Origin of the sequence: Salinibacter ruber DSM 13855 (genome assembly GCF_000013045.1) — a bacterium.
GTDB lineage: Bacteria > Bacteroidota > Rhodothermia > Rhodothermales > Salinibacteraceae > Salinibacter > Salinibacter ruber.
The window spans coordinates 402,550-426,765 of the sequence record NC_007677.1 but is presented as its reverse complement, the minus strand read 5'-3'; the positions used below and the strand labels follow the sequence as shown (position 1 = coordinate 426,765).

Below are 24,216 nucleotides of genomic sequence, written 5' to 3'. Positions count from 1 at the left end.
ATGCCCACGGGACTTCGTCCGTTCGATTTCGCACACGCACCCCCTTCAGACCCATGACCGACACCCATCAGGTTCTCATCGTTGGAGGCGGCACCGGCGGCCTTACCGTTGCCTCCCAGCTTCTCTCTCGGGACGACGCCCCCGAGGTGGCCGTCCTTGAGCCCGCCGACACCCACTACTACCAGCCCCTCTGGACCCTCATCGGGGGCGGGGTCTTCGACAAAGAGGAATCCGCCCGTCCCATGGGCGAGGTGATGCCGAGCGGCGCAACCTGGATCCAGGACGCCGCCGCGGAGGTCGACCCCGAGGGCGGCACCGTCACCACTCGGGGCGGCGACACCCACGGCTACGACCGCCTCGTTATGGCCGCCGGCATCCAGATCGACTGGGACGGCATTCCGGGGCTCGCCGCGTCCGTGGGCCAGCCCGGCACGGGGGTGGTGAGCAACTACTCGTACGACACCTGCGAGACCACCTGGGACGCGATTCAGAATTTTCCGAAGGGCGGCACCGCCCTGTTTACCGAGCCCACGACGGGCGTCAAGTGCGGCGGGGCCCCGCAGAAAATCATGTACCTCTCCGACGATGCCTTCCGCCGCCAGAATGTGCGCGCGGGCAGCCGCATCGCGTTCATGAAGGCGAAAGGGAGTCTCTTCTCCTCCCCGCCCTACGAGGAGACGCTCTACGACGTGGTTGAGCGGAAGGACATCGACCTCAACCTCATGACCGAACTGACGGCATTGGAGCCTTCGAAAAAGCAGGCGACGTTTCAGCACCTGGAATCCGGCGAGGAGGAGACGATCGACTACGACCTGATCCACGTGGTGCCCCCGATGTCCGCGCCCGACTTCATTGCCGACAGTCCCCTCTCCGACGAGGAGGGGTGGGTGGACGTGGATCCGGGCACACTCCAGCACACGCGGTACGACACTGTGTTTGCGCTCGGCGACAACTCGAATCTGCCGACCTCGAAGACCGGGGCGGCCATTCGGAAACAGGCCCCCGTGCTGGTGGATCATCTGATGGCCACGACCAACGACGCCGCCTCCGCCAATGGCACCTACAGCGGCTACACGTCCTGTCCGTTGGTGACCGGCTACGGCAAGCTGGTGCTCGCCGAGTTCGATTATGACAAGGAGCCGGAGGAAAGCTTTCCGTTCGACCAGACGGAAGAGCGGTACAGCATGTATGCCCTGAAGGCCTACGGCCTGCCCCGCATGTACTGGAACGGCATGCTGAAGGGGCGGATGTAGTCGCCGTGGGCACCCGGCCGCCGGCGGATGTGTGCCTTCTCCCCGTCCCGCAACATGACGCCTACTCCTGGTGCGCGTCCACATCATCGTCGAAGACGGGCTCAAACTCACGGAGGGGCATGCCGTGCTCTCCCGCATCGTGCCGGGTGGTGTCGCGGGCCAGTTCGAGCTCGTAGGCCACCCGGTCACTGCGGTAGTACCGCCGCTGGAAGTAGACGCGCTTGTCGCCCTCCGTCAGCGACAGGCGCTCGATGAGGAGCAGCGCCTGCCCGGCGTCCACGCCGAGCAGGTCCGCAATGGGCGCGTCCGCGTTGGCGGCCGTGATGCGGTAGTGGCCGCGCAGGACGGGAATGTCGTACTCCGCTTCGAGAATATGGTAGATCGTCTCCTCCTCCAGGTCGTGGCCCTCCAGGAGCTGCGCGTAGAACATGGGGAGCCACGTCCGGTCGAACGCAACGGGCCGCCCGTCTCCGAGGCGAAGGCGGTCGAGTCGCATCACCGTCTGGTCGTCCGTATCCAGGTGGACGGCAACCGCGGGCGGGGGGGACTCCGGGGCGTGATGCTCGACCTGAGAGGACGCTTCGAGGCCCGCCTGTGCCATGTCCTGCGCAAAGTCCGTGAGGCGCACGAGGCCCTGCGCGGCCCGGCGCTCCTTGACGAACGAGCCGAGCCCCTGCTGGCGGTAGATGTAGTCCTCATTCTCAAGCGTCTGCAGGGCCCGCCGCACCGTCACCCGGCTCACGTCGAACCGGTCCCCCAGTTGCTTTTCGGAGGGGAGTTTTTCGTCGACCTCGTACGTGTCCTGCTCAATCTGCTCGCGCAGCCAGTCGCTGATCTGTTCGTGGCGCGGGCGTCCCGACTCAAGCTCCATGAAAGGTCTCGTCTGGTGGTGACGACAGTGCGTGGGGCCAAGAGAGTGGCCATGTCACAACAGGAGAACATAGGGGAAGATCCCTACTCGGGGGAGGCGTGCCCGCCTCGCCTCGTCAGAATCGGCTCGGTCGCCCCGTCCCGGGAGCCACCGAGCCTCGGGGAAAAAGACAAATTCCGGGCCTGGGGCATTTCACGGTGGAAAACGGATCGCTCCCACCGACTAGCGCTCCATCTGCACCGGCACGTGCCCGAACGAAATGCGCCGGCGCACGGTGCGGGTGGAATCCGCGGCGTATTGCAGCTGCGCCTCGGCGATGAGTGACTGCGGGCGGGCGTCGGCCCCCATCGGCCAGGCGGCCCGGAACCGCGTCGAGTCGCCGGGGGGCCACGTCGCCGTCCGCCTCTCGTCGAGCACCGTGCCGTCGTCCGTCTCCAGGGCCCGCAGGGTAAGGCGGTAGGGCGTGTCCGTGCGGTTGTCCACCGCGACGGCGAGCCGGAAGGTCCAGGGCCCGGACGACTGGGCCCGCACCTGCATTTCCACCACGCGCTCCGTTACGTCGGTGGCCGGCAGAAGGTCGTCGCCGATCCGGAGGGGGGCGTCGGACGCTTGTGGCCCTCGTGCGCCCGTCGGGGCCTCCTGTTTCTCGGCCACGGTCTTCGACTCCCCCTCTCCACTCAGCAGGTAGCTACGCACCAGGGTCATGCCCTCAATCCCGAACGCCAGCCCGAACGCGAGAATGAGAAAGAAGCGGACCACCCAGGGGTTGACCTCGTCGGGCGCGTCGGGCGCAGACGGGGACGGAGCATCGTCCGTCTCGGAAGAAGAGGGATCGTCCATCGAACAGAAGGCCGGGAATCGTCGAGACAGCCACCGGACGGGTTCAGTTCGGGCCTCCGGGCCCCGCCCCAGCCCAGGCGCGCCGGGCGCCGCCGTTCTGGCGCCCATGCGCGTCTACATCGGCGCCGGGAACGCCCCCGGCGAGAAGAGCCCGTCCATGACCATCTCGGCCAGCGGCAGCGTGTAGGCGATAAGGACCAGCGCCACGGCCACCCCCATCCACAATTTCAGGTTGTCCAGGATCTTCGGCGAGTGCTCCGGCCCCGAGAGGGCGGGCGGGATCACGTCGTCCACGTCGGTGGCGGGGGCGCCGCTCCACCACGTGCCCCCGATGACCACGAGGAAGAGCACCATCGACACGAAGAGAATGGTGCCCCCGATGGCCACCTGCCAGTCCATCTCCGCCATCGTGCCGAACGGCACCTCGTAGTCGATGCCCGCGTACTGGGGCTCCGCCACGCGGCGCGGCACGCCCGCCAGGCCCTGCCGGTGAAGCGCGTTGGACATCAGCGTCATCCCGATGAACCAGGTGTAGGGCTGGGCCAGGGCCAGGTTTTTGAACTTGAGCGCCTTCCCCGTCAACTGCGGCAGCAGCCAGTAGGTGATGGCCATGAAGGTGAGGGCCACCGCCGTGCCCACCGTGAGGTGGAAGTGGCCGGGGATCCACGCGGTGTTGTGGACCAGCATGTCGATGTTGAGCGAGGCGTTAATCATGCCGCTAAAGCCGCCCGCGGCGAACATGATGCCGGCCAGCGCACAGCCCACGAAGGCGGGCTGGCCCCACGGCAGCGCCCCCATCCAGGCGAAGTAGCCGCTGCCGCCGCGCTGCCGCGCCCCGTGCTCCATGGACGAGATCACCGTGAAGGCCGTCATGAGGCTCGGCAGCAGAATGACGAGCGTCATGATGAGCGCCCACATCTTGTACACCAGGGTGATGCCCGGGTCCGCGTACTGGTGGTGGTAGCCGATGGGCGTGGACAAGAGCAGGAAGAAGATGAAGACGACGCGGGCGAGCGGGTCGCTGAAGAGACGGCCGCCCGAGAGCTTCGGCAGAATGGAGTACCACACGAAGTAGGCCGGCAACAGCCAGAAGTACACCACCGCGTGCCCGAAGTACCAGAAGAGCGTGCGGGGCAGCAGCGGATCAATCTTCTCGACGAACCCGAGCGACCACGGGATGAGGAGCACGACCACCTCCAGCGCCAGCCCCAGCGAGCAGAGGTACCACATGAGCCACGTGAAGATCACCATGTAGGTCTGCAGTGGGATCCGGGCGTCGGGGTTGTCGGCCCGCCACTTCCGGTACGTCCAGAACCAGTCCGCCCCGGCCAGCCACGAGCCCACGACCAGAAGCGCCGCGCCGATGTAGAAGAGCGGATGCGCCTGCAGCGGCGGGTAGAACGTGTAAAGCACCGCCGCGCTCAGGCCGCTGCCCGGCACGAGCCCGCCGAGGATGGCCGTGGCCGTCATGGTCGTCCCCACTCCCATCATCGCGAACCACGTCCACGAGAACGCGGAGCTCTCCGGCTCACGCTCCATGGTGCGCGTGACGCCCCACTGGTACAGCCCTGTGATGAAGAAGGTGGTGAACACGAGGGCCAGCAGGACGCCGTGGCCGGTGAGCACGTCGTAGTACTGCACCGAGGAGACGAAGCCCCGAAAGACATCTGTGCGGTGTAGCGCCTGAATGAGGCCGAAGAAGCCCCCGATGCCGAGGGCCACGAACGCGACGATCAGGTTGGCCTTGACGATGCGCGCCGCTTTCGGGTAGTGGTCAACAAACGTCATTGCGATATCAAGTTGCTCTCGTCAAACTCGGATGGGGGGACGACCTTGATTTCTCCCTGCATGTTGTGGTGGGCCGAGCCACAGTACTGATGGCAGATGATGCCGTAGCTTTTGGCCTCCGGAAACCGGGTCGTGAAGGTCGCGACCTGCCCCGGGATGACCGTCGAGTTCAGGCCGCTTCCCGGCACCTCGAACCCGTGCATGACGTCCGGGCTCGTCATGTGAAAGGTGATCTTGGTATCGGCCGGCAGGGTCAGAGGCCGGGTGCTTCCGGGGCGAAAGATAAACTGCTGGGCCAGCATGTACACCTCGTAGTGGTCGTCACTGATCTTCCGCACCCCGGGCTTTGCAAACGGCCCCTCCGACAGGACGGTCGCCGGGTCGACGGTCTCGCCCGTTTCTACGCCGGGCACCTTCAGGTTCATCACCGTGAACCCGAAGAGCACAATCCCGATAAAGGCGGCGATGAGGAGCAGGGAGAGCCCGATCCAGAGCTTCTCAAAACGATGAACGTGCATGGTCGATCAGGGCTTACTCAATGATGTGGGGGGCGTGCGTGGCAAACTCGACAAAGTACAGCAGCGCGTACAGCACGAGCAGAAGAATGAAATATGCCCCCGTGACCGCGAGGGTCCCGTAGGGCTGGAACTCGTCGAGGGAAATGTCTCGGGCCTTGCCCGAGTCGTCCCCCGCCGCAGCACCGTCGGTCGAGGCGTCGGACTCATCGGTCGGCATGAAGAGCAGACACACAATTCGGGAGAACGGCGAACGGAAGCGGCCGACGCGGCCCCAACAGGCACACGTGCCGTATTTCTCACAACTATGGTACGATTCAGCATCTCCTCCCGCAACCCTACGCTCTTGAACGATCGGGTGGGGCGTTCCCCCACTCCCCCTCTCCGCGCACGCCTTCCTGGAGGGCGGCCGGGCCCCGCTCCACGCGCACACACCAGACGCGGGGGCCCTTCTTGAGGTATGCCCACCGGACCGCCCCTGAGCGCTCATCCCTGATCCGCAGGCGCAACGTTCTCGGGTCTACGTCGTCCACGAGCACGAACGACTCGCCCGCATCGAGCCCATCGAGGACCACGAGCACCGACTCGAACTTCCGCTCCGCCTGCAGGGGGCGGACGTCGAGAATCGTGGGGACGGTGGTGGACATGGAAGCGCGAATGTTTTATTCTGTACGACCCGAGCAGTACATCGGCCTCCAGCCCCCGGCGTCCCCGCTCCGGCCGAAGCGGACTGGTCCCTGTCGCCATTGGCCCCATGGACGTGTCGCCCGCCGACATCACCGACGCAATGCGTGATCATCCCTTCTTTGGGGGCGTGTCCACGGAGGAGCGCGAGCGCCTCATCGACCTCGGACAGGCCCGTACGGCGGCGAGCGGCACGATCCTGTTCCAGCGCGGAGACGCGTATCGGGGATTCTACCTTCTCGTCGAGGGCGGCGTCCACGTTTATCGGCTGAGCCCGGAGGGCCGGATGCTGGTGCTGCACGTCATCCGCCCCGGCGAGTCGTTCGCCGAGGTTCCCCTGTTCGAAACGGACGCCGGCGACACGTACCCGGCCACCGCCGAGACGCTCACGGACAGTGCTCTCTTCTTCTTCCCGGCCGACGCCTTTCTCTCGTTCGTCGACGCCCATCCGCGGTCGGCCCTGCACATGCTGGGCCAGATGGCCGGGGGGCTGCGCAGCGCAGTGCGCCAGCTCGACGCCGTGTCGCTCCAGGACGTGACGGAGCGCCTGGCCCGCTATCTCGTCGAGCAGGTGCCCACGGTCCCGGACAACCCCCCCACCGTGCCCACCGTCGAGCTCGACATTCCCAAGTCCGTCCTCGCCGCCGAGCTGGGCACCGTCCCCGAGACGCTCTCGCGGGCGCTTCGGACCCTGCAGGACAAGGACCTCATCCGGACGGAGGACGCGGACATTGTCCTGACGGACGTGCGGGGCCTGCGGCACCTCGTGGATTCCGCCTGATCTCACAGGTCGAGCCGACGGAGGCGCCGACAGGCCAGCAGGAGCAGCCCGCCCGTCCACACCGCCGTGAGCACCGCCACCCAGGCCGGCAGCCCCGCCATCAGGTCTCCCATCCACGCCGCGTCCCCCGGCGCCGAAAACGGCACGTCTTCGAGGGCAAAGAGGCCGGCCAGCCGCACCGCATCGATCGGGTTGAGGAGCAAGAGGCCGACCCAGAACGCGGGCACGGCCTGCATCGCCCCGAGCCCCGACAGCCCCAGCGCGGCCGCGTCGTAGAGCGCAAAGACCACGACCCACACCACGAGAACGACCATGAGCCCGCGCGCCCGGCTCGTCGTGTATTGCCCCGCGGCGAGGCCGGCACTCACGCTGACCAGCACGAGCCCCGTCCCCAAGCCCCACAGGAGCGCCAGCGTGCCCGCGCTCGCCCCCACCACGGCCCCCGCCACGAGTGCCCCGAGGAGCACGGCCGCCAGGGCCACGATGAGCGTGACCGCCTTGCCCAGCACGAACGCGGCCCGCGGCACCGGCTGGCTCCACAAAAACGCCCGCTCGTCGCGCTCCTCGTGGGCGGCGCTTACGCCGACGAGCAGCCCAAAGAGCGGCACCAGATACAAGAACAACAGCAGCAGCCCGTACGGCACGGCCTCGGGGCGCCCGCTCAGGGCCGCAACGGCGATGCTCCCCGCCCACGCGACGACCGCAAAAATCTGCACGAACCGGTTGTGAAACGTGGTGACAACTTCGCGCCGGATGAGGGCCCGGTAGACCGAAGCTGGCAGTCTGGCAAGATGCATGGTGGGGTCGAGAATTTGAGGGTCAAGAGATCATTGCGTAGTGCGTATTGCGTATTTGTTCTACCACGGACGACGCAATCCGAACGACGCAATCCGAACGACGCACCCCGAGTCACACCGCGGAGGCGTTCTCGTCGACGGAGGCGACAGCCCCAGTCGTCGGCTCCACTTCCCGGACCGTCCCGCCCTCACAGCGGAGCACGCGGTCGGCCAGGGGGCGCCACACGTCCAGCAGGTGCGTGGCCATGAGCACCGCCGCCCCCTCCTCCACCCGCGCCCGGAGGCGGTCCATGAGGAAGCCCCGCCACTTCGGGTCCAGGCTCAGCCCCGGCTCGTCGAGCAGGAGCACGGGCGCCCGGGCCAGTTCGAAGACCGCAATCCCGAGCCGCTGCCGCATGCCCCCCGAGAGCGCCCCGCACGACTTCTGGGCGGCGTCGGCGAGCCCCACGTCGTCGAGCAGCGCGTCGAGGCGCGCGTCGGGGGCGTCGCGGAGTCCCGCATAGAACCGTAGCACCTGGCGGGGCGTGAGGGCATCGTGGAAGCGCACGTCCTGCGGCAGAAACGCGAGTCGTTCCTGCGCCGCGGTCCGGTCGGTCGTCACGTCCGTCCCGTCGATCCGGGCCGTCCCGGCGTCCGGCGTCACGAGCCCCGCGAGCACGTGCAGGGTCGTCGTTTTGCCCGATCCGTTGGGGCCCACCAGCACCGTCGCGGTACCCGGGGCCGCCGAGAACGACGCGCCCTGCAGGACCGCCGCGTCCCCGAACGACTTGTAGAGATCTGCTACCTCAATCATACCACTCGCCTCCGCAGCGCAACCGCACCGACGGTCAACAAGACAATGCCAAGCGTGAAGAGGGACCCGAGCCCGGTTGCGCCCTCTTCCTCAGGGGGCGAAGGGGGCGCCACGAGCGGGTGCTCGTCGGTGATCGTCGGGATGCCCGTGCCCGGCACGCGCGCCAGGGCGTCGGCGAGGAGCGAGAGGCCGGGGCTGCCCGCCAGCAGGTCGACGTACGGGAAGTCCTCGCGCCGCTCCCCAAACAGGTCGACCGTCCGGTGCGGCAGCTCGCTCACCCCATCGGCATTCAGGTCGAGCAGGCCGCGCGGGCCCCAGTAGTTGCCGCGCCCGTCGACGTGCCACGCGTTCGTGGCACGGGCCCCGGACACCGTGGCCGTGTTCAGGTTGCCCCGGATAACGTTGCGCCCAAACCGGTTTTCCATCGAGCTTCCGGTAACCCGGATCCCCCGATAGTTGGAGGCCACGACGTTGTCCGCAAACGTATTGCGCGTGCTGTTTTCGAGGTAGACGCCCGTGCCGTTCTGGATCATGCGGTTGTGCGCGAACCGGCTCTTGCTCACGGTCTGCAGGAGCAGCCCGTAGCCCCGCTGCGACCGGTTGTCCCGGAAGACGTTGTGCCGCACCGCGATCCGCGTGGAGTACATGAGCGCCGACCTGGACTCGTTGTCGAAGAAGCGATTGTGCTCGAACGTGTTGTCGTCCGAATACATGTAGTGCAGGCCGTAGCGCACGTCGTGAATCGTGTTGCGGGCCGCGTAGGTGTGGTTGGAGTGTGAGAAATAGACCCCGTCCCGCGTGTGGTGCACGGTGTTGTGCGTCACCGTATTGTGGAGCGAGCTCCACAGGTGAATGCCGTTGCCCCGCTGCGGGACCGGAAGGGGGACGGCACAGTCGCCGCCCCCCGGCGGCACCGAGCAGTCGTGGCGCCGGGCCTCCTCGGGGGACACCCGCCGCGTGACGGTGGGCGGTCCCTCGATCACGTTCTCCACGACAACCGCCCGGTCCGCTCCTTTCACGTACACCCCGTGCAGCACGTCGGACAGGTGATTGTCCCGGATGGTCGCTCGCGGCGCCCGCACCATCACGCCGGCGTGGTCGTCGCCCAGGTCCGTGCCCGACCCGGAAATGCGAAATCCCTCAATGGTGACGTCGGCGGCGTCCACCGCAACGACGTGCGTCTGCTCGTCGCCCTTCAGGTGCGGGCGGTTGCGCCCCCGCAGGACCAGCGGGATGTCGACGACGAACGGCCCCTCGTGCACCCCGCCCGTCACGACGATCGTGTCCCCGGGCGCGGCGGCCCCAATCCGGGCCTGCAGCGACTGGCCCCACGCGGAGCCAGGCGCGACACCAGCCAGCAGGCAAAATGTAATTAGCCAGCGGACGACCCTCATGTGTGGTTTGAAAGTTTTTGGGGTGCCGGTTGAGCGGTGGGTGGTTCGTCCTCAACCAACCCTCAACGCGCAACGCTCCCCCCGAGTACGTTATGCGGACATCGCTTCAGCGTCGGACCGCTCGTCGGCGTCAGGGGCGGCCGTCTCACGCCCGGAACGCACGCCCATCCAGATGGCCGTTCCGAAGCAGACGACGGCTCCCAGAAGCAGGGCCGAGCCCTCCCGCGGATAGCTGTACTGCGTGAAGTTGGCAATCTTCTTCCACCCGATCAGGATGGGCGTGAAGGGCTCAATGTCCATCGGCGCCCGCGGGTCGAGGTTGTGGGCGTACGTGTACAGCTGATGGTAGAACCGCCACATCGAAAACGCTCCGAAGTACACGAACAGCACGAGCGTGTCGACCACCGACTTCACGGTGCCGAAGAAGGCCCCCCGCAGGGCCAGCAGCGAAAAGCCGCCAAGGAGAAACGGGATAAACGTCATCTCCGCAAAGTCCTCCTCCTTGATCGGCGCCATCCCGATGTAGTGGTTCAGGCCGTTAATTTCCTTGAGGTCCTGCCCCTCGTTGCCGGCCTCCAGCTTGTAGCTGTGAATGTAGAGGTCGAGCCCCTCCTGATACTGCGGGGCCACCAGGTGGATCTGCCACAGCGGCAAAAAGATGGCGGCCCCGAGCAGCGCAGCCCCCACCACGAGCAAGAGTCGCCCGCGCCCGGGCACCCGCCGGTCAATGAGCTTCGGAATGCGGTCAATAAAGTCAAACATTGCGGCCAAGCACATGGATGCGTGAATACGCGACGGCAACACCGCGGAAGCACGAAAGAGAGAGGAGGCGGACACGCCCCCTCTCCCTTCCCCCTTCCGCGCATCCCTCACCTACCGCGGCTTCACCTCCAGGTACCCCTGCATCTCCTGATGGAGCGCCGAGCAGAAGTTGGTGCAGTAGAAGGGATACACCCCTGCCTCGTCGGCCGTGATGGTGAACGTCTGCGTGTCACCGGGGGGCACCACTCCGTTCATGTTGTACTGGGCGATGCCGAAGCCGTGGATCATGTCCGACACCTGCTCGATGTTCGTCAGGTGGAACGTGACCTTGTCGCCCTGTTGCACCTCGACCTTGTCCGGGTAGTACTGGCTGCGCTTGGCGATCATGTGGACGGTGACCTCGTCTGGGCCGGTGCGCTCCACGCCGGTGTTCTCCGGGTCCCAGCGGGCGTCGGGGTGGTCGTTGTTCTCCTTCTTGTAGACCTCGATGGGGTTGATCACGTCCGCCGGCACGGCCTGCGCAAAGTGCGGCTCGGGCCGGGTGTAGTCTTCCTCGATCATCTCCATCTCCTCCCCCGAGATGTCGATGAGCTGGCTCGTCTCCGGCTTCTCGGGGCCGACGTTAAGCCCGCGGCCCTTCTGGAGCTTGTTCATCGCCACGAGCCAGTTCCCGTACGGCTCCTTCGTGTCACTGCCCGGGATGACGAGGTGGCCGATGTTGTAGTGAACACTGATCTTGTCCGTCACGGCCTTGCTCATGTCCTCCGTGGTCTCTTTGTCCCAGGGCGGCAGTTTCCACTTCGTCACGCTCGACTCGATGAAGAGCGACGTGTAGGCGTTGCCCTCGCCGTCGAACTGCGTGTGGAGCGGGCCCTGGCCGACCGGCACCTCGCCTTCCACGACGGCGTCGTAGTTCACAACGGGTACACCGCGGAATTCACCCTGAAAGTCTTCGTTTTCGATCGCGGTCTTGAACTGCTTGAAGTCGAACACCGTGGTGGTCGGTTGCAGCTTGCCGGAGGCCGCGATCCAGCGGCCCGACGGCGAGGCGTCGATGCCGTGGGGGGACTTGCTGACCGGCACGAAGTACATGACGCCCTCGTGTTCGGCCGGATCGATGAGCGGCACCCCGTTGCGACGGTTCAGGCCCTCGTTGTTCTCGACGACCTCCTCGGCGCGCTCCCAGTTCACGAACGCGGCGTAGTCGCGGTCGCGCTGGCTGGCGTTGATCTCCAGGGAGTCGTGCGCCATCTCGGTGTTGTAGGAGGTCCAAAACGCCCAGCCGTCACTCGGCCCCTTGCCGGTGGAGCCGAGGTCCCAGTTGAACGGGGGCGTTTTGACCTGCCACCCCACCTCCATTTCGCCCGTCTCCGGGTCGATGTCCACGCCACTGACGATGCCGTTGAAATTCTCCTCGTAGGTCTCAACGGGGGCGTGTGTGCCCTTCGGCAGCGGCACCGAGAAGCGGGTGGCGACGAGCAGGTACTCGGTGTTCGGCGTGACGAAGGAGGAGCCGTGGTTCCCCATCGAGTTGGGGATGGGGCCGAGGATCTGTTTCGTCTTAAAGTCCCGCAGGCTGATGCGCGCGACCCGGTTGTTGGCGTTGTCGTTCACGAAGAGCCAGCGGCCGTCGTACGTGCCGTCCGTCTTCGAGAGGCCGGGGTGGTGCACGTCGCCCCATCGGTACTCGCCCATCATCTTCTTCGACTTCTTGCTGAAGCCGTAGCCGTGGCCGGGGGAGGGGGTAAAGACGGGGATCTCTTGAATCTCGCGAAGGGACGGCAGGCCGGCCACGAAGACCTGGCCGGAGTGGCCGCCGGAGTAAAAGAGGTAGTAGTCGTCCTTCTCGCCGGGGGGGACGTACGAGGCGGGCGCGCCGTCGTCAGAAGCCGACGACCCGCCACAGCCCAACAGGCCCAGCGGGAGGACGAGCAGGAAGAGGTATGTGAGTGATCGCATAGGTATCGGGGGTCGTATTTTAGACAAAAAGATACGAAACAATTTTTTACCCCAGAAGGAAAAGCGGGCCTTCCACGGAACGTGTCTGCCAGCACGCCCCCCTCCGTCCCGCCCCGAGTGGCAACGGCCTGTCTGCAGCGCCGCAGATCGTCCCGACGTCGGCGGTGCGAAGCGGCACGACCGGATATCGGGGGTGCACGGGAGGAATGGGGAGGTCGTTAGGCAATTCGGGGTTTATGCTATCGGAATTGTCCGAGAGCCGCCTTGATCTATCTCAACTCCGGGGGATGTGCAGCACTGATTGACATTGTCTTTGCACTCCGCCCACAGGAGAGACGAGGCCCTTTCCTCGGCGCCGGAGGCATGAGATTGGCCGTGCCGTAACGATGCTCCGTCCATGCACACCCACGGGCCACACCCCCATGCTCCCACAATAATACTGCCCCCGCCGCGCACGTTGGTTTTTCCTTGACGACGAAGGCATCCCACGCGATTGCTCTGTCGCAGGCCCCTACCCCGACATGCGATCTGTTGCCCCCGTTGCCTCCCTGTTTGCGTTCGTCCTCGCAGGCCTTGCGCTCCTCGGCGTGCCGGACGCCCGGGCGCAGTACTTCGGGCAGAATAAGGTGCAGTACGACCAGTTCGACTTTCGGACGCTGGAGACGGAGCACTTCGTCTTCCACTTCTACCCGGAGGAGGAGCAGGCCGTGCGCGATGCCGCGCGGATGGCCGAGCGCTGGTACGACCGCCACACGGAGGTCTTTCTGCACCGCTTCGACGAGAAGAAGCCGATTATCTTCTACGCCAACGACGCGGACTTTCAGCAGACCAACGTGACGCCGCAGCCGATCAGCCAGGGCACCGGCGGGCTCACCGAGCCGCTGCGGGAGCGCGTGGTCATGCCGTTCGCGTCGTCGTACGGGGAGACGGACCACGTGCTGGGCCACGAGCTGGTGCACTCCTTTCAGTTCGACCTTGGCCTCAACGCGGACAGCCTGGGCATTCAGCTTGGCAATCTCCCGACGTGGCTCATCGAAGGGATGGCCGAGTACTTGTCGGTGGGGCGGCAGGACTCGCACACGGCCATGTGGATGCGCGACGCGGTGCGCCGGGACGACATGCCCTCGTTCGAGGGGCTCGCCAATCCCCGCGAGTACTTCCCCTACCGCTACGGCCAGGCGTACCTCGCGTACATCGGTGGCAAGTACGGCGATCAGGCCGTTCCGGACCTGTTTAAGCGCGGCGGACAGGTGGGGCTCGACTCCGCCTACGTCGAGCTCTTCGGCGTGTCGGCGGACTCCCTCACCAACGAGTGGGCCGAGGCCACCCGCGATGCATACGAGCCGCTCATGAAGGGCCGCACGCCGCCCGACTCCGCCGGGCAGACGGTCCTCGCCCCGGAAACGAACGGCGGACGCATCAACATCGCCCCGTCCCTGAGCCCGGACGGGCGCTACGTCGCGTTCATCTCGGAGCGGGAGCTGTTTTCCTTCAACCTGTACGTGGCGGACGCCGAGACCGGGGAGGTCATCGCGGAGCTGGACCGGGCCGGCACGACTGGCCACTTCAATGCCCTGCGCTTCATCAGCTCCTCCGGTACGTGGTCGCCCGACGGGCGGCGCCTCGCTTTCGTCAGCTCCGAGGACGGCGACAATCAAATCACGGTCTGGAACGTCGTGGACGAGGAAATTGAGCGCAGCTTTTCGGTGGACGGCGTCACGTCGATGAAGAACCCGGCGTGGTCCCCCGACGGCACACGGCTCGCCTTCGCGGGCACCGACGGGGGCATCAGCGACCTCTACGTGCTGAACCTGGAGACGGAGTCGGTGCGGCAGCTCACCAACGACCGCTACGCGGACCTCCAGCCGACGTGGGCGCCCGACGGGGAGACGATCGCCTTTGCGACCGACCGGGCGGAGACGAATTTGGAGACGCTGAGTCCGTCCTCGAACATGGACCTCGGGCTGGTGGACGTGTCGAGCGGGGAGGTGACGGTCCGGGCGCCGTTCGGGGACGCCCTGCACCACAACCCGCAGTTCGCCCCGGACGGGCAGAGCCTCTACTTCATCAGCGACCAGGACGGGTTCAAGGACGTGTACCGCATGGACCTGTCGAGCGGCGACCGCTTCCGCGTAACCCGCCTCAAAACGGGCGTGAGCGGCATTACGGCGCTGTCCCCGGCGCTATCCATCGCCTCCCAGAGCGGCGACATGATGCTGTCGGTCTTCGCGGACGGCAATTACACCGGGGTCCGTCGGCCCGCCCCCGAGGCGCAGGGCACGCCCCTGAGGGCCGCCTCCACGGCAGGGGGGGCCTCCGCTGCTCGCGTTCCGGCCGCGGCCGACACGACGACGGACGAGGCGGGCACGCAATCCGCCGACACCTCGCGCGTCGCCGGTCTCCTCCCCTCCCCCGCCGCCGCGAGGGACGGCCTCATCGCCTCGAACCTCCGCGACGCCACCACCGGCCTTCCGCCCGACTCCACCCACTACGACGCCGACCCTTACGACCCGACGCTGTCGCTGGAGTCCATTTCCCGGGCCAGCGGCATTGGCGTCTCCGTCGGCGGCCCGTTCGGGGGCGGCCTGGCCGGCGGCATCGGGCTCCGGTTTGGCGACATGCTAGGGCACCGCACCCTCGGGGTGGCCGTGCAGGCCCAGGGCACCTTCCGCGACATTGGCGGTGGGGTGTCGTACATGAACCAGCGCGGCCAACTCAACTGGGGCGGCTCCCTGAGCCACACGCCGCTCATCTTTTCCGCCAACACGGTTCCATTTCGGAACGACGCCGGACGGCTCGTCGGCCTCGGAAGTGTGGTGCAGCGCGCCTACATCACCTCCGCCAGTGGCAACGCCTCCTACCCGCTGAGCCCCACCCGACGGTTCGAGTTTTCACTCGGCGGTACGCGCTACGGATTCGGGACAAATGTGCGCACGGCGGGCCTCGCCCCCGACGGCGCGGAGCAAGCGTTGCAGGATCAATTCGGGGACCGCACCCCGAAATACCTAGCAACAGCGAGTGCGGCGTACGTGCGCGACTTCACGACGAACGGCCTTACGGGCCCCCTCCAGGGCGGGCGGTGGCGGCTGGAGGTGTCCCCCACCCTCGGCTCGCAGAATTTCGTCACGGCCCGGGCCGACGTGCGCCGGTATTTCTACGCCGAGCCGTTCACGTTCGCCTTCCAGGCGCTCCACGTCGGCAATTACGGCGCTTCGTTCAACGACGAGTTTGGCATCGGGAACGAGTACATCGGCTACCCCTACGGTCAGGGCTTCGTGCGCGGCTACAGCGTGCAGAGCATCGCGAACGGCATCCGGGAGAACGGCGGCTGCACCCGGGTCGACAACGCCCCCACCACGTCGCCGTGCGCCGAGATCGACCGCCTCTTCGGCACGCGGGCCCTCACGACGCGGGCCGAGATTCGAATTCCCCTTCTGGGCCCGGAGCGCCTTAGCCTCATCCCGTTCCGGTACCTGCCCACCACGCTGGCCCCCTTCGTCGACGCCGGCGTGACCTGGACGAACGACGAGGGACCGGACCTCTTTACGTTCGACACCGACAGCGCCGACACGACCATTCCGGTGGTGAGCGCGGGAGTGTCCGCCCGCTTCAACATCTTAGGGAGCCTTCTGCTGGAGACCTACTACGCCCGTCCCTTCCAGCGCCGCGACACGACCTGGGAGTTGGGCTTTCGCATCTCACCGGGGTTTTAGCGGTGGTACGTTTGACGTTGGAGCGTTTTGACGTTCAACGCTCCGACGCGCCAACACCTCACTCCGGAAGGCCCGGCTCCACCATGAGCACGTCCTCGCGGTCGACGCGCACCACGCCGGGGTCCGCGCCGGTCGGGCTGGTGACGTACTTGCGCTCGGTGATCATGACGGGGGCTACGTCGCTGCCCTTAGATTTGCTGTAGTGGGCGGCGATGGCCGCGGCGACGTAGCGGCGGCGCTTGCCGGGCTCGGCGTCGCGGTTTGGGCGGTGGAGCACGGTGTGGGCGCCCGGCACGCCGCGCGCGTGCAGCCACAGGTCGTAGGGCTGGCTGGCGTGGAACGTGAGGTCGTGGTTCTGGCGCGCGTTTTTGCCGACCCACACCTCGAAGCCCTCCCCGAGGTCGAACCGGCGGAACGGGAAGTCGTCCACGTCCGCGTCGTCCCGCTCCACGAACGGCAGCAGCTCGGCCTCCCGCTCGTCCCGGAAGGCCTTGATGCCGTCGAGCGTGTCGATCTCGCGGAGGGCCTGGAGGAGCGCCTCGGCCCGTTCGGCCTGCTCGATCGTGTCGTCCAGTCGGCCCTCCGCTTCCTCCCGCGACCGCCGCGTGCTCCGGGCCCGGTCGTAGTAGTGCTCCGCGTTCTCGACGGGCGACTTGGCGGGGTCGACCGGAATGGTGACGGGCGCCCCGTCCTCGAACAGGTCGGGCAACTCGACCTCCTCCGCCCCGTCGGGCACCTGGTCCTGCTGGGCCATGAGGAGGTGGCCCCATCGCTCGTAGCGCCCGGCCCGGCTCTCGCTCTGAAGCTCCTCCACCATGCGCTCGGCGCTGCGGCGTTCGTGCTCGGCCGCCGATTCGAGGGCCTCCTCCAGCGGATCGTAGAGGCGGTGGAAGTGCTGCTCGGCCAGCGTGCGCCGCACAAAGTCGGCCACCGCAGCGTCCACCGTGTCGAACCGTTCCGCAGGCTCGTCTTCGCGGTGACGCAGCGGGATGAGCGAGAACGCGTCCGGGAACTGCCCCGCGCCGTAGAGTACGGGGGCCGGGTCCTGTAGCGCCTCGCGGAGGGCCATCGACGCCTCGAAGAGGGCCCGCCGCTCGGCCGCCGTGCAGTCTGCCGGCGCGTCGGTCGTCACGCCCGCCCGGTGCAGCGTCTCTCGCGCCAGGTCGCCCCCAAAGAGCGACACGGCCGACTGGACCGCCTGGCGCGTCTTGTTGCGGCTGGGCTTCCATCGGTCCTCGAACGCCTCGAACGTGTCCGGCATCGGCGCGGCGTACGGCTCCGGCGCCGCCGTTCCGGTGAGCTCGTCGTGGCGCTGGAAGGCGGCAACGACCGTGTCGTCGGGCGCCACGTGGAAGGCGTTGGCCCGCGCGCCGAAGAGCTGCCACAGAATCCGGCCCCCGCTGCCCAGCTCGATGGACACGAGCCGGTCCCGGTCGGCGATGGACACCCCCGCCACGGACTGGCCGATGGTGCCCTCGAAGAGGGTGGCGACGTTGCGGCGGGCCTTGTGGTATCCGGGGCGGCGAAACAGGTACAGAAACGGCCGCTGCACCGAGCCGCGCACCATCCAGTCTTGCTCTGCTCCACTCAGCGCGACGGTCAGCTCATTCTTCGTCTGCGAGTAGACGTCCCGGACCGTCGTGCCCTCCAGGTCGGCGTGCCATTCGCGGGCGAGGGCGCGGAGGGTGTAGTAGCTGTTGACCACGGGTGTCGTCGGCTCGGCGGGAAGTTCAGTCTAGCATGATCGGTGAGCGGCAACGGGCCCTCACCGTACGCTCGTTCCTCGACCCGACTCATTTTCTCTCATCCACTCCCCTGTCGTGCGAGCCGGGCGTACGGGAGGCGCACGGGCCCCGACGTTTTCACGCCCTCGCCACCGGCAGCTCGTCCCACCGGGTCGTGTAGTGCTGGGAGGTGTTGTCGCGCGTCATGGTCCAGTCGCGGTCGCCCGGCAGGCCCGCCGCCGCGACCCCGATGGTGCCCCGCCCCATCGTGCCGTTGATCCGATCTACGGCCTGCATGAGGGCCTCGTCGTCCTGAACGGGACGCCCGAACAGGCTGCCCTGATGAGGGCGCCGGGGCCGGATCGCGTACAGCATGACGCCGGCCTTTCGGTAGGCCGGGCCCGCCCGGTATATGGCGTCTAAAAGGCGACGGGACGACCGGACGAAGGGCGGGGCCGCCGCGGTGTGCTCGTCGAGCGTGGCCTGGGCCTCGTCTGCGTAGTGGGGCGGCGGGCCGTGCGTCTTGGTAGTGATAAACGCACTGATCCCTCGGGCCACGAGGTCCTCCTCCCGCAGCTTCTCGGCGGCCCGCTGCGCATGCTTGGCGAGGGCCTGTCGAAGCTCCGCCTTCGCCTCCACGGGCGCGCCGAACGAGCGCGACCGGACGAGGGATTGGCGGTCGGGCCCCACGAGGTCCAGGTCGAGACACCGCTGCCCCCGCAGCTCGCGGGCGAGGCGCAGCCCCACCACCGTCATCGTCGACCGGATCCACGGGTCCGGCAGCGCCCGGAATTCCGCCGCCGTCGTCACCCCGTGCTCGCGCAGCGTCTCTTCGTAGCTCGGCCCAATGCCCCACACGTCCCCCACGTCGGTGCGGTAGAGCAGCACGTCGAGGTCCGGCTCCGGCGGGCACACGTACACCCCCGTCCCGTCGCCCGCCCGCTTGTCGGCCTTGGCCTTCTCGTCCGCGATTTTGGCGAGCGACTTGGTGGGCCCGATCGCCACACGCACCGGGATCCCTACCCAGTCCCGCACGCGACGGCGGATGCGCTCGCCCAGCGCCCGGAGGGCGTCGCGGTCGAGCGCGGGCAGCGTCACGAAGCACTCGTCGATGGAGTACCGCTCCAGGTCGATGCTCATCGTCTCGAGCACCGCGGTCACGCGACGGCTCAGGTCGGCGTAGAGCGCGTAGTTGCTCGACAGGACCGCCGCGTCCATCGCCTCCAGCTCGTCCCGCCACTTGAACACCGGCGCGCCCATCGGCACGCCCGCCGCCTTTACCGACGCGGAGCGGGCGATGATGCAGCCGTCGTTGTTGGACAGCACGACGGTGGGGCGGCCGCGGAGCGCGGGGTCGAAGACGCGCTCGCAGCTGACGTAGAAGGCCTGGCAGTCGATGAGGGCGATGACGGAATCCACGGGCAGGAGGCAGCAAACTGGACGGGACGACGCGAGGACGCGTGGGGCGTGCCGTCACGACACTTCATGGACCACGTGCTGCACGACGCCCCATACCACGAGCTCTTGCCCGTCCCGGACCGGAATGGGGTCGTGGTGCTGACTCTCGGGGACGAGGAAGGCCCGTCCGTCGCGCGTCCGGAGCCGCTTGACGGTCAGCTCGGCGTCGAGCGCGGCCACCACGACGTCTCCGTCCGCGGGCTCCACGGCACGGTCGACCACCAGGATGTCCCCGTCGTGAATGCCCGCCCGCGTCATGGACGTCCCCGACACCCGGAGGTAGTAGGTCGCGGCCTCGTGCTCGATCAGGTGCTCGGCCAGGTCGAGCTCGGTTTCCACGTAGTCGGAGGCGGGCGACGGGAAGCCGGCCTCGACCCGGGTCAGGAAAAAGGGCTGGCGTAGGCGCGGCGTGTGACGGGCCGGACGCGCGGCCGTCACGACGACGTCGGACTGGACAGAGGAGTGGTTCGGGTCATCGGCACTGCACAAAAGCGACATGGGCGCGGTGGGATCTGCTGAGCGGGGCATGGCGTCGATGCCCCACCACAATACAAACCAGCACACATATTTCAAACATGTCCCTTCTCCCAGTCCCCGCACGCCTCAGAACCTGGCATGTCGACGTTCCCTCGCGGAAGGGCCCCTTCCCGGACCGGTCGTCGGGAGAGGCGAGGCCGCTCGCGGCCCCGAGGCCTGCATGAAAACAGGGGTCTAGCTGCCGGAAATGAGGTCGCCGAGGATGCCCGTCCCGCCCGGGCCCTCACTCTCTCCCCGGTTGGCAAGCTCGCCGGCCACGATGCGGTCGGCAAGGCGTGAGAACGGAAGGCTCTGCAGGTACACGGTGCCGGGCCCGGTGAGCGTGGTGAGGAAGAGGCCCTCGCCGCCAAAGAGCGCGTTCTTGAAGCCGCCGATGAACTCGATGTCGTAGTCGATGCTGCTGGAAAACGCCGCGAGGCAACCAGTATCGATCCGCAGTGTCTCACCGGCCTCGAGCGTGCGCTCGACGACGGTGCCCCCGGCGTGGATGAACGTCCAGCCCTGCCCCGTGAGGCGCTGCAGGATGAACCCCTCGCCGCCGAAGAGGCCCGCGCCCATGCGCTTGGTGAAGGCCACCTCGATCTCGACGTTGGCGTTGGCGCAGAGGAACGCGTCCTTCTGACACAGGAACTCGCCGCCAAAGTCGTCGAGTTGAACGGGAATAATCTTGCCGGGATACGGGGCCGCAAATGCGACATGGCTCTTGCCCTGCCCCTCGTGGACGAACGTCGTGATGAAGAAGCTCTCCCCGGACACCATCCGCTTGAAGCCCTTGAAGAGGCCGCCCCCGGTATCGGTCTGCATGCGGACGCCGTCGTCCATGTAGATCATGGTACCGGCCTCGGCGCGCACGCCTTCTTGGGGGTCGAGCTCCACCTCCACGAGTTGCATGTCGTCGCCGATGATGTCGTAGTCGATGCCGTCGGTGCGGATGGTGCTCATTGGACCTGCGGGGTTGATTCGTGGGAGGGGACGTGCCGCTGCGCCATGGGCCGCGGTCGGCTTGGGCTTTCAATATGCGAAGCAGCAGCGATGGAAGAAAGGGGGGCGATGAACCGTGCGCGGGACCGACGGCCCTTCGAACAAAGGGGGATCCTCTACCTTCACCGTTTGTTCTCATCCCCATTGCCGTACCCAAGACTGGTCCCAGACGCCATGCCCACCACCAAGACCCACGCGGAAGAGCACCAGGAGCAATGGCAGGAGATTGTCGCCGATCCGATCCTCCGCGACCTCCCCTACAAGGTCGAGACCAATCATCGAGGCCAGATTGTCTTGAGTCCACACACCACACACCACGCCCGCCAGCAAAAGCGTATTCAGGAGACGCTCGACGCGCTTCTTGACGCCGGAGAGGCGTTTTCGGAATGGCCCATTGCAACCGCCGGTGGGACAAAGCAGGCCGACGTGATCTGGGCATCGGAAACCCGATTCGAAAACATGGAGGAAACCGGGGAGCCGCCGACGCTTGCCCCGGAGGTCTGCGTCGAGGTGATGAGCGCCTCAAATGACTGGGACGAGATGGAGGAGAAAATTGCTCTCTATCGAGACGCCGGGGCCGATGAGGTGTGGGTCGTGGATGAGACGGGCCGCGTTCACTTCTTCGCGGACGAGGAGCTGGAGCAGTCGGACCGTGCCCCCGACTTTCCAGACACGCTTTAGCGCAGACCATGGGGCTACGCCGATTCATGCCGGTTCGGGGGCCAGCATGACCTCCGAGGCGGGCTCGCGCAGGTTGTACCGGTTGCTCATGCTCGCCCCGTAGGCGCCCGTCGTCGCCACGAGCAGCGTGTCGCCCGGCTCGGTGGGCGGCAGGCGGCGGTCGTGGCCCAGCACGTCGCCGGTCTCGCACACCGGCCCCACCACGTCCGCCGTCATGGCGGGCGGTTCGTCGAGGCGACTGAGGTTGACGATCTCGTGGTGGGCGCCGTAGAGGGCCGGACGCAGGAGGCTATTCATGCCCGTGTCGAGCCCCACGTACGCCGCCGCGTCCTTCGTTTTCGTCTGTGTGACGCGGGCGAGCAGCACGCCGGCCTCCGCCACCAGGTAGCGGCCCGGCTCCATCCAGAGGTCGTACTGCGGGTGCCGGGCGGCGGCCTTACCCAGGGCAGCGTCGAGCGCGTCGAGGTCGAGCGGGCGGCCGCCCGAGGCATTCGGCACGCCCAGCCCGCCCCCCACGTTCAGCGCACGGACGGCGGGGAACTCGGCGGCGAGGCTGGCCAGCAGGTCCACGAGGCCGGCCCACGTGCTCTCGTCCGTAATGCCGCTCCCGACGTGCGCGTGCAGGCCGACGACGGTCGCCCCCGCCTGGTCGACGGCCGCGCGCAGCCGCCCCAGGTCGTCGGGGACGACCCCAAACTTCGACTGGGCCCCCGCCGTGCGCACCTTTCGGTGATGGCCCTCGCCCTGTCCCGGGTCCACCCGCACAAACAACTCCTCTCCCGCAAACACGTCCGGGTGTTCGGCCAGGGGCTGCACGTTGTCGACCGTCACGTGCACGCCGCGCTCGAAGGCGTCGGCATACTCGGCGGGGGCCGCAAAATTGGGCTGGAACAGGACGCGCGCCGGGTCGAGGCCCGGGCACGCCTCGAAGACGCGATCCAGCTCGCCGGGGGAGACGCACTCGAAGCCGAGGCCCCGCCGCTCCAGCAGGCGGAGCACCTCGGGGTGCGGGTTGGCCTTCACGGCGTAAAACGATTGGTCGATCGGCCCGAGCCCCTGCACCTCGTCGCTGCGGGCCGTCACCACCTCCGGGTCGTAGACGTAGCGCGGCGACTCGTCGTCCGCCAGGCGCAGCAGGGCCTCGCGGCGCTCCCGCCACCACACGTCCGGCGTCTCCTCGGGCGTGCCGTCCTCGACCAGCTCCTGCCACCGCGGCCCAAAGACGGCATCCGGGGCTCGGTGGCCGAAGAACTGCGCGTGCAACTCGCGGACGAGGCGTGAGGCCTGGTCCTCGTCCACCACGAAGCTCATGTTGAGATCGCTCGCGGCCTGGGTGACGAGGTGGACCTTCTGCTCGTCGAACACCTCGAACGCCGGGCCCAGCTCGCTCAGCAGGGAGCGGATGTGGCGCCCCACGAGGCTGACGATGGCGCACGGGTCGATCAGCTCGGCGTCGCAGTACCGGTTCAGGTCGTGCAGCAGCCGGTCGAGGATGTCCGGGTCGAGGGCATTGGCCACCGGGTCGAGCGTCACCGTTACGTTCGACTCCGAGGTGGCCATCAGGTCGACCGACAGGCCGTGGTGTTTGAAGACCTGAAAGACGTCGGCCAGGAAGCCCACCTCCTGCCACATGCCGAGCGTGTCCATGCTCACGGCCGTAATGTCGGTCTTGGCCGAGATCGCCTTCACCTGGGGCCCCACGTCGGGCCCCTCGCCGCTTACGATCGTGCCGTCGAGGGACGGGGCCTCGGTGCTGCGGACGTGAAGGGGGATCTGGTGGCGCCGCGCCGGGTCGAGACAGCGGGGGTGGAGCACCCGCGCGCCCATCGTCGCCAGCTCCTGGGCCTCGTCGTAGTCCAGGCGGCGCAGCAGCCGCCCCGACGGCACCTCGCCCGGGTTCGCCGTGAACAGGCCCGGCACGTCGGTCCATACCTCGGTCCGCTCGGCCTCCAGCTTGGCCGCAAAGTGGGCCGCCGACGTGTCCGAGCCGCCCCGCCCGAGCAGAACGGTCTCATCGAGGGCATTGCTCGCGATGAAGCCCTGCGTGAGGTAGACGGTCTCCGGGGCGTCGGCGAGACGGGCCTGCAGCCCCGGGTCGGCGTGCGACGTGCAATTTGCGGCCAGATACTGGCGCCGCGGCGGCAGGTGCGGGTCGTCGGTGGCCCTTAGGAACTCGCGCGCGTCGAGCCACTCCGCCGGCAGCCCCTGCGCCGACAGGTAGGCCGCGCCGAGGCGGGTCGACAGCAGCTCGCCCGTGGCCAGGACGGCGGCCCGCTGCCGCGGCGACGGCCCGTCGGTCGCCTGAATCTCGTCGACCCACCGCTCCAGGCGCGCAAACTCGCCCGACAGCACCGCCTCGGCCTCTACGCCGAGGTCCTGCCCCAGTGCCCGGTGCCGCTCCCGGATGGTGTTGAGCGTCGATTCCGGGGCGCCGGGCTCGGCGGACGCGAGCTGCGCACACAGCGCCTCCAGCTGATCCGAGATGCCCTGCAGGGCCGAACAGACGAGGAAGGGGGCGCGCCCCTCCGCCCGGTGCGTGCGTACCACCTCGACAATCGTGTCCCACCGGGCCCGGCTCGACACGCTCGTGCCCCCAAATTTGCAGACGACCCACGGACGACCTGACGCTGGCATCATTCTTCAGCTCCCTTCTGCACAAAAAACGACGCGACGCCCTCCACATCG

Annotated in this window: 20 protein-coding genes; 4 read left to right on the top strand and 16 right to left on the bottom strand. The window is 67.5% G+C overall.

All coding sequences use genetic code 11. The features are described 5' to 3' along the window. The first annotated feature begins 53 nt into the window (after positions 1–53). Complete coding sequence (locus tag SRU_RS01720) at positions 54–1,253, top strand: NAD(P)/FAD-dependent oxidoreductase (RefSeq protein ID WP_011403096.1); 1,200 nt, start codon at positions 54–56, stop codon at positions 1,251–1,253. A 61-nt stretch (positions 1,254–1,314) separates the two neighbouring features. Here SRU_RS01720 and SRU_RS01715 read toward each other — a convergent pair whose 3' ends face one another. The 6 genes from SRU_RS01715 to SRU_RS01690 form a co-directional block, all read right to left on the bottom strand. Then, a complete protein-coding gene (locus SRU_RS01715; RefSeq protein WP_011403095.1) occupies positions 1,315–2,124 on the bottom strand; it encodes a GntR family transcriptional regulator in 810 nt (269 codons plus the stop codon). Positions 2,125–2,346: 222 nt separating this feature from the next. Further along, positions 2,347–2,964, bottom strand: a complete 618-nt coding sequence (locus SRU_RS01710) for a hypothetical protein (protein ID WP_237701840.1) — start codon at positions 2,962–2,964, stop codon at positions 2,347–2,349. A 114-nt stretch (positions 2,965–3,078) separates the two neighbouring features. Next, positions 3,079–4,752 (bottom strand): b(o/a)3-type cytochrome-c oxidase subunit 1, encoded by a 1,674-nt coding sequence (locus tag SRU_RS01705; RefSeq protein ID WP_011403093.1) that lies wholly within the window; start codon positions 4,750–4,752, stop codon positions 3,079–3,081. Next, positions 4,749–5,270: a cytochrome c oxidase subunit II gene (locus SRU_RS01700; protein ID WP_011403092.1), complete on the bottom strand. Its 522-nt coding sequence runs from the start codon at positions 5,268–5,270 to the stop codon at positions 4,749–4,751. Before SRU_RS01700 ends, SRU_RS01705 begins: the two co-directional genes overlap by 4 nt. A 13-nt stretch (positions 5,271–5,283) precedes the next feature. Then, positions 5,284–5,487 carry a hypothetical protein gene (locus SRU_RS15270; protein WP_043551831.1) on the bottom strand — a complete coding sequence of 68 codons (204 nt, stop codon included), beginning with the start codon at positions 5,485–5,487 and terminating at the stop codon, positions 5,284–5,286. Positions 5,488–5,605: 118 nt separating this feature from the next. Beyond that, positions 5,606–5,914, bottom strand: a complete 309-nt coding sequence (locus SRU_RS01690; protein ID WP_013060876.1) for a DUF2249 domain-containing protein — start codon at positions 5,912–5,914, stop codon at positions 5,606–5,608. A gap of 107 nt (positions 5,915–6,021) precedes the next feature. Here SRU_RS01690 and SRU_RS01685 point away from each other — a divergent pair, with 107 nt between their 5' ends. Next, the gene (locus SRU_RS01685) at positions 6,022–6,732 is read left to right on the top strand and encodes a Crp/Fnr family transcriptional regulator (protein WP_164923439.1); all 711 of its coding nucleotides are present in this window, start codon (positions 6,022–6,024) and stop codon (positions 6,730–6,732) included. A gap of 2 nt (positions 6,733–6,734) precedes the next feature. Here the strand turns inward: SRU_RS01685 and SRU_RS01680 are convergent, their stop codons facing one another. The 5 genes from SRU_RS01680 to nosZ all read right to left on the bottom strand — a co-directional run bounded on the left by SRU_RS01680 (position 6,735) and on the right by nosZ (position 12,437). Then, positions 6,735–7,529 (bottom strand): ABC transporter permease subunit, encoded by a 795-nt coding sequence (locus SRU_RS01680; RefSeq protein WP_118825927.1) that lies wholly within the window; start codon positions 7,527–7,529, stop codon positions 6,735–6,737. Between the two features lie 112 nt (positions 7,530–7,641). Further along, the gene (locus SRU_RS01675) at positions 7,642–8,322 is read right to left on the bottom strand and encodes an ABC transporter ATP-binding protein (protein ID WP_011403090.1); all 681 of its coding nucleotides are present in this window, start codon (positions 8,320–8,322) and stop codon (positions 7,642–7,644) included. Next, positions 8,319–9,716, bottom strand: coding sequence for a NosD domain-containing protein (locus tag SRU_RS01670; protein WP_011403089.1), 1,398 nt, complete (start codon positions 9,714–9,716; stop codon positions 8,319–8,321). The genes SRU_RS01675 and SRU_RS01670 overlap by 4 nt, the downstream gene beginning before the upstream one ends. Before the next feature lie 90 nt (positions 9,717–9,806). Further along, positions 9,807–10,478 (bottom strand): hypothetical protein, encoded by a 672-nt coding sequence (locus SRU_RS01665; protein ID WP_237701839.1) that lies wholly within the window; start codon positions 10,476–10,478, stop codon positions 9,807–9,809. Between the two features lie 111 nt (positions 10,479–10,589). Then, on the bottom strand, positions 10,590–12,437 hold the full coding sequence (gene nosZ, locus SRU_RS01660) for a Sec-dependent nitrous-oxide reductase (protein ID WP_112902951.1): 1,848 nt from the start codon (positions 12,435–12,437) through the stop codon (positions 10,590–10,592). Between the two features lie 521 nt (positions 12,438–12,958). Here nosZ and SRU_RS01655 point away from each other — a divergent pair. Next, positions 12,959–16,150 (top strand): DPP IV N-terminal domain-containing protein, encoded by a 3,192-nt coding sequence (locus SRU_RS01655; RefSeq protein WP_164923437.1) that lies wholly within the window; start codon positions 12,959–12,961, stop codon positions 16,148–16,150. A 58-nt stretch (positions 16,151–16,208) separates the two neighbouring features. On the opposite strand, the gene SRU_RS01650 is transcribed toward SRU_RS01655, so the two are convergent. The 4 genes from SRU_RS01650 to SRU_RS01635 form a co-directional block, all read right to left on the bottom strand. Beyond that, on the bottom strand, positions 16,209–17,855 hold the full coding sequence (locus SRU_RS01650; RefSeq protein ID WP_011403085.1) for an Rqc2 family fibronectin-binding protein: 1,647 nt from the start codon (positions 17,853–17,855) through the stop codon (positions 16,209–16,211). Between the two features lie 157 nt (positions 17,856–18,012). Further along, positions 18,013–19,293, bottom strand: a complete 1,281-nt coding sequence (locus SRU_RS01645) for a Y-family DNA polymerase (protein WP_011403084.1) — start codon at positions 19,291–19,293, stop codon at positions 18,013–18,015. A 54-nt stretch (positions 19,294–19,347) separates the two neighbouring features. Then, positions 19,348–19,860 carry a LexA family protein gene (locus tag SRU_RS01640; protein ID WP_237701838.1) on the bottom strand — a complete coding sequence of 171 codons (513 nt, stop codon included), beginning with the start codon at positions 19,858–19,860 and terminating at the stop codon, positions 19,348–19,350. A 183-nt stretch (positions 19,861–20,043) separates the two neighbouring features. Then, entirely contained in the window at positions 20,044–20,811 is a 768-nt protein-coding gene (locus SRU_RS01635; protein ID WP_011403082.1) for a TIGR00266 family protein, read from the bottom strand. 213 nt (positions 20,812–21,024) lie between these two features. Here SRU_RS01635 and SRU_RS01630 point away from each other — a divergent pair, with 213 nt between their 5' ends. Next, entirely contained in the window at positions 21,025–21,531 is a 507-nt protein-coding gene (locus SRU_RS01630; RefSeq protein ID WP_164923436.1) for a Uma2 family endonuclease, read from the top strand. A 24-nt stretch (positions 21,532–21,555) separates the two neighbouring features. Here SRU_RS01630 and SRU_RS01625 read toward each other — a convergent pair whose 3' ends face one another. Then, positions 21,556–24,165: a bifunctional aspartate kinase/diaminopimelate decarboxylase gene (locus SRU_RS01625; protein ID WP_237701837.1), complete on the bottom strand. Its 2,610-nt coding sequence runs from the start codon at positions 24,163–24,165 to the stop codon at positions 21,556–21,558. Between the last annotated feature and the right edge of the window lie 51 nt (positions 24,166–24,216).

Excerpts from the sequence above, each read along its gene's own strand:
- SRU_RS01720 (WP_011403096.1), top strand. The coding sequence starts at position 54 with ATGACCGACACCCATCAGGTTCTCATCGTTGGAGGCGGCACCGGCGGC.
- SRU_RS01715 (WP_011403095.1), bottom strand. The coding sequence starts at position 2,124 with ATGGAGCTTGAGTCGGGACGCCCGCGCCACGAACAGATCAGCGACTGG.
- SRU_RS01710 (WP_237701840.1), bottom strand. The coding sequence starts at position 2,964 with ATGGACGATCCCTCTTCTTCCGAGACGGACGATGCTCCGTCCCCGTCT.
- SRU_RS01705 (WP_011403093.1), bottom strand. The coding sequence starts at position 4,752 with ATGACGTTTGTTGACCACTACCCGAAAGCGGCGCGCATCGTCAAGGCC.
- SRU_RS01700 (WP_011403092.1), bottom strand. The coding sequence starts at position 5,270 with ATGCACGTTCATCGTTTTGAGAAGCTCTGGATCGGGCTCTCCCTGCTC.
- SRU_RS15270 (WP_043551831.1), bottom strand. The coding sequence starts at position 5,487 with ATGCCGACCGATGAGTCCGACGCCTCGACCGACGGTGCTGCGGCGGGG.
- SRU_RS01690 (WP_013060876.1), bottom strand. The coding sequence starts at position 5,914 with ATGTCCACCACCGTCCCCACGATTCTCGACGTCCGCCCCCTGCAGGCG.
- SRU_RS01685 (WP_164923439.1), top strand. The coding sequence starts at position 6,022 with ATGGACGTGTCGCCCGCCGACATCACCGACGCAATGCGTGATCATCCC.
- SRU_RS01680 (WP_118825927.1), bottom strand. The coding sequence starts at position 7,529 with ATGCATCTTGCCAGACTGCCAGCTTCGGTCTACCGGGCCCTCATCCGG.
- SRU_RS01675 (WP_011403090.1), bottom strand. The coding sequence starts at position 8,322 with ATGATTGAGGTAGCAGATCTCTACAAGTCGTTCGGGGACGCGGCGGTC.
- SRU_RS01670 (WP_011403089.1), bottom strand. The coding sequence starts at position 9,716 with ATGAGGGTCGTCCGCTGGCTAATTACATTTTGCCTGCTGGCTGGTGTC.
- SRU_RS01665 (WP_237701839.1), bottom strand. The coding sequence starts at position 10,478 with ATGTTTGACTTTATTGACCGCATTCCGAAGCTCATTGACCGGCGGGTG.
- nosZ (WP_112902951.1), bottom strand. The coding sequence starts at position 12,437 with ATGCGATCACTCACATACCTCTTCCTGCTCGTCCTCCCGCTGGGCCTG.
- SRU_RS01655 (WP_164923437.1), top strand. The coding sequence starts at position 12,959 with ATGCGATCTGTTGCCCCCGTTGCCTCCCTGTTTGCGTTCGTCCTCGCA.
- SRU_RS01640 (WP_237701838.1), bottom strand. The coding sequence starts at position 19,860 with ATGCCCCGCTCAGCAGATCCCACCGCGCCCATGTCGCTTTTGTGCAGT.
- SRU_RS01635 (WP_011403082.1), bottom strand. The coding sequence starts at position 20,811 with ATGAGCACCATCCGCACCGACGGCATCGACTACGACATCATCGGCGAC.
- SRU_RS01630 (WP_164923436.1), top strand. The coding sequence starts at position 21,025 with ATGCCCACCACCAAGACCCACGCGGAAGAGCACCAGGAGCAATGGCAG.
- SRU_RS01625 (WP_237701837.1), bottom strand. The coding sequence starts at position 24,165 with ATGCCAGCGTCAGGTCGTCCGTGGGTCGTCTGCAAATTTGGGGGCACG.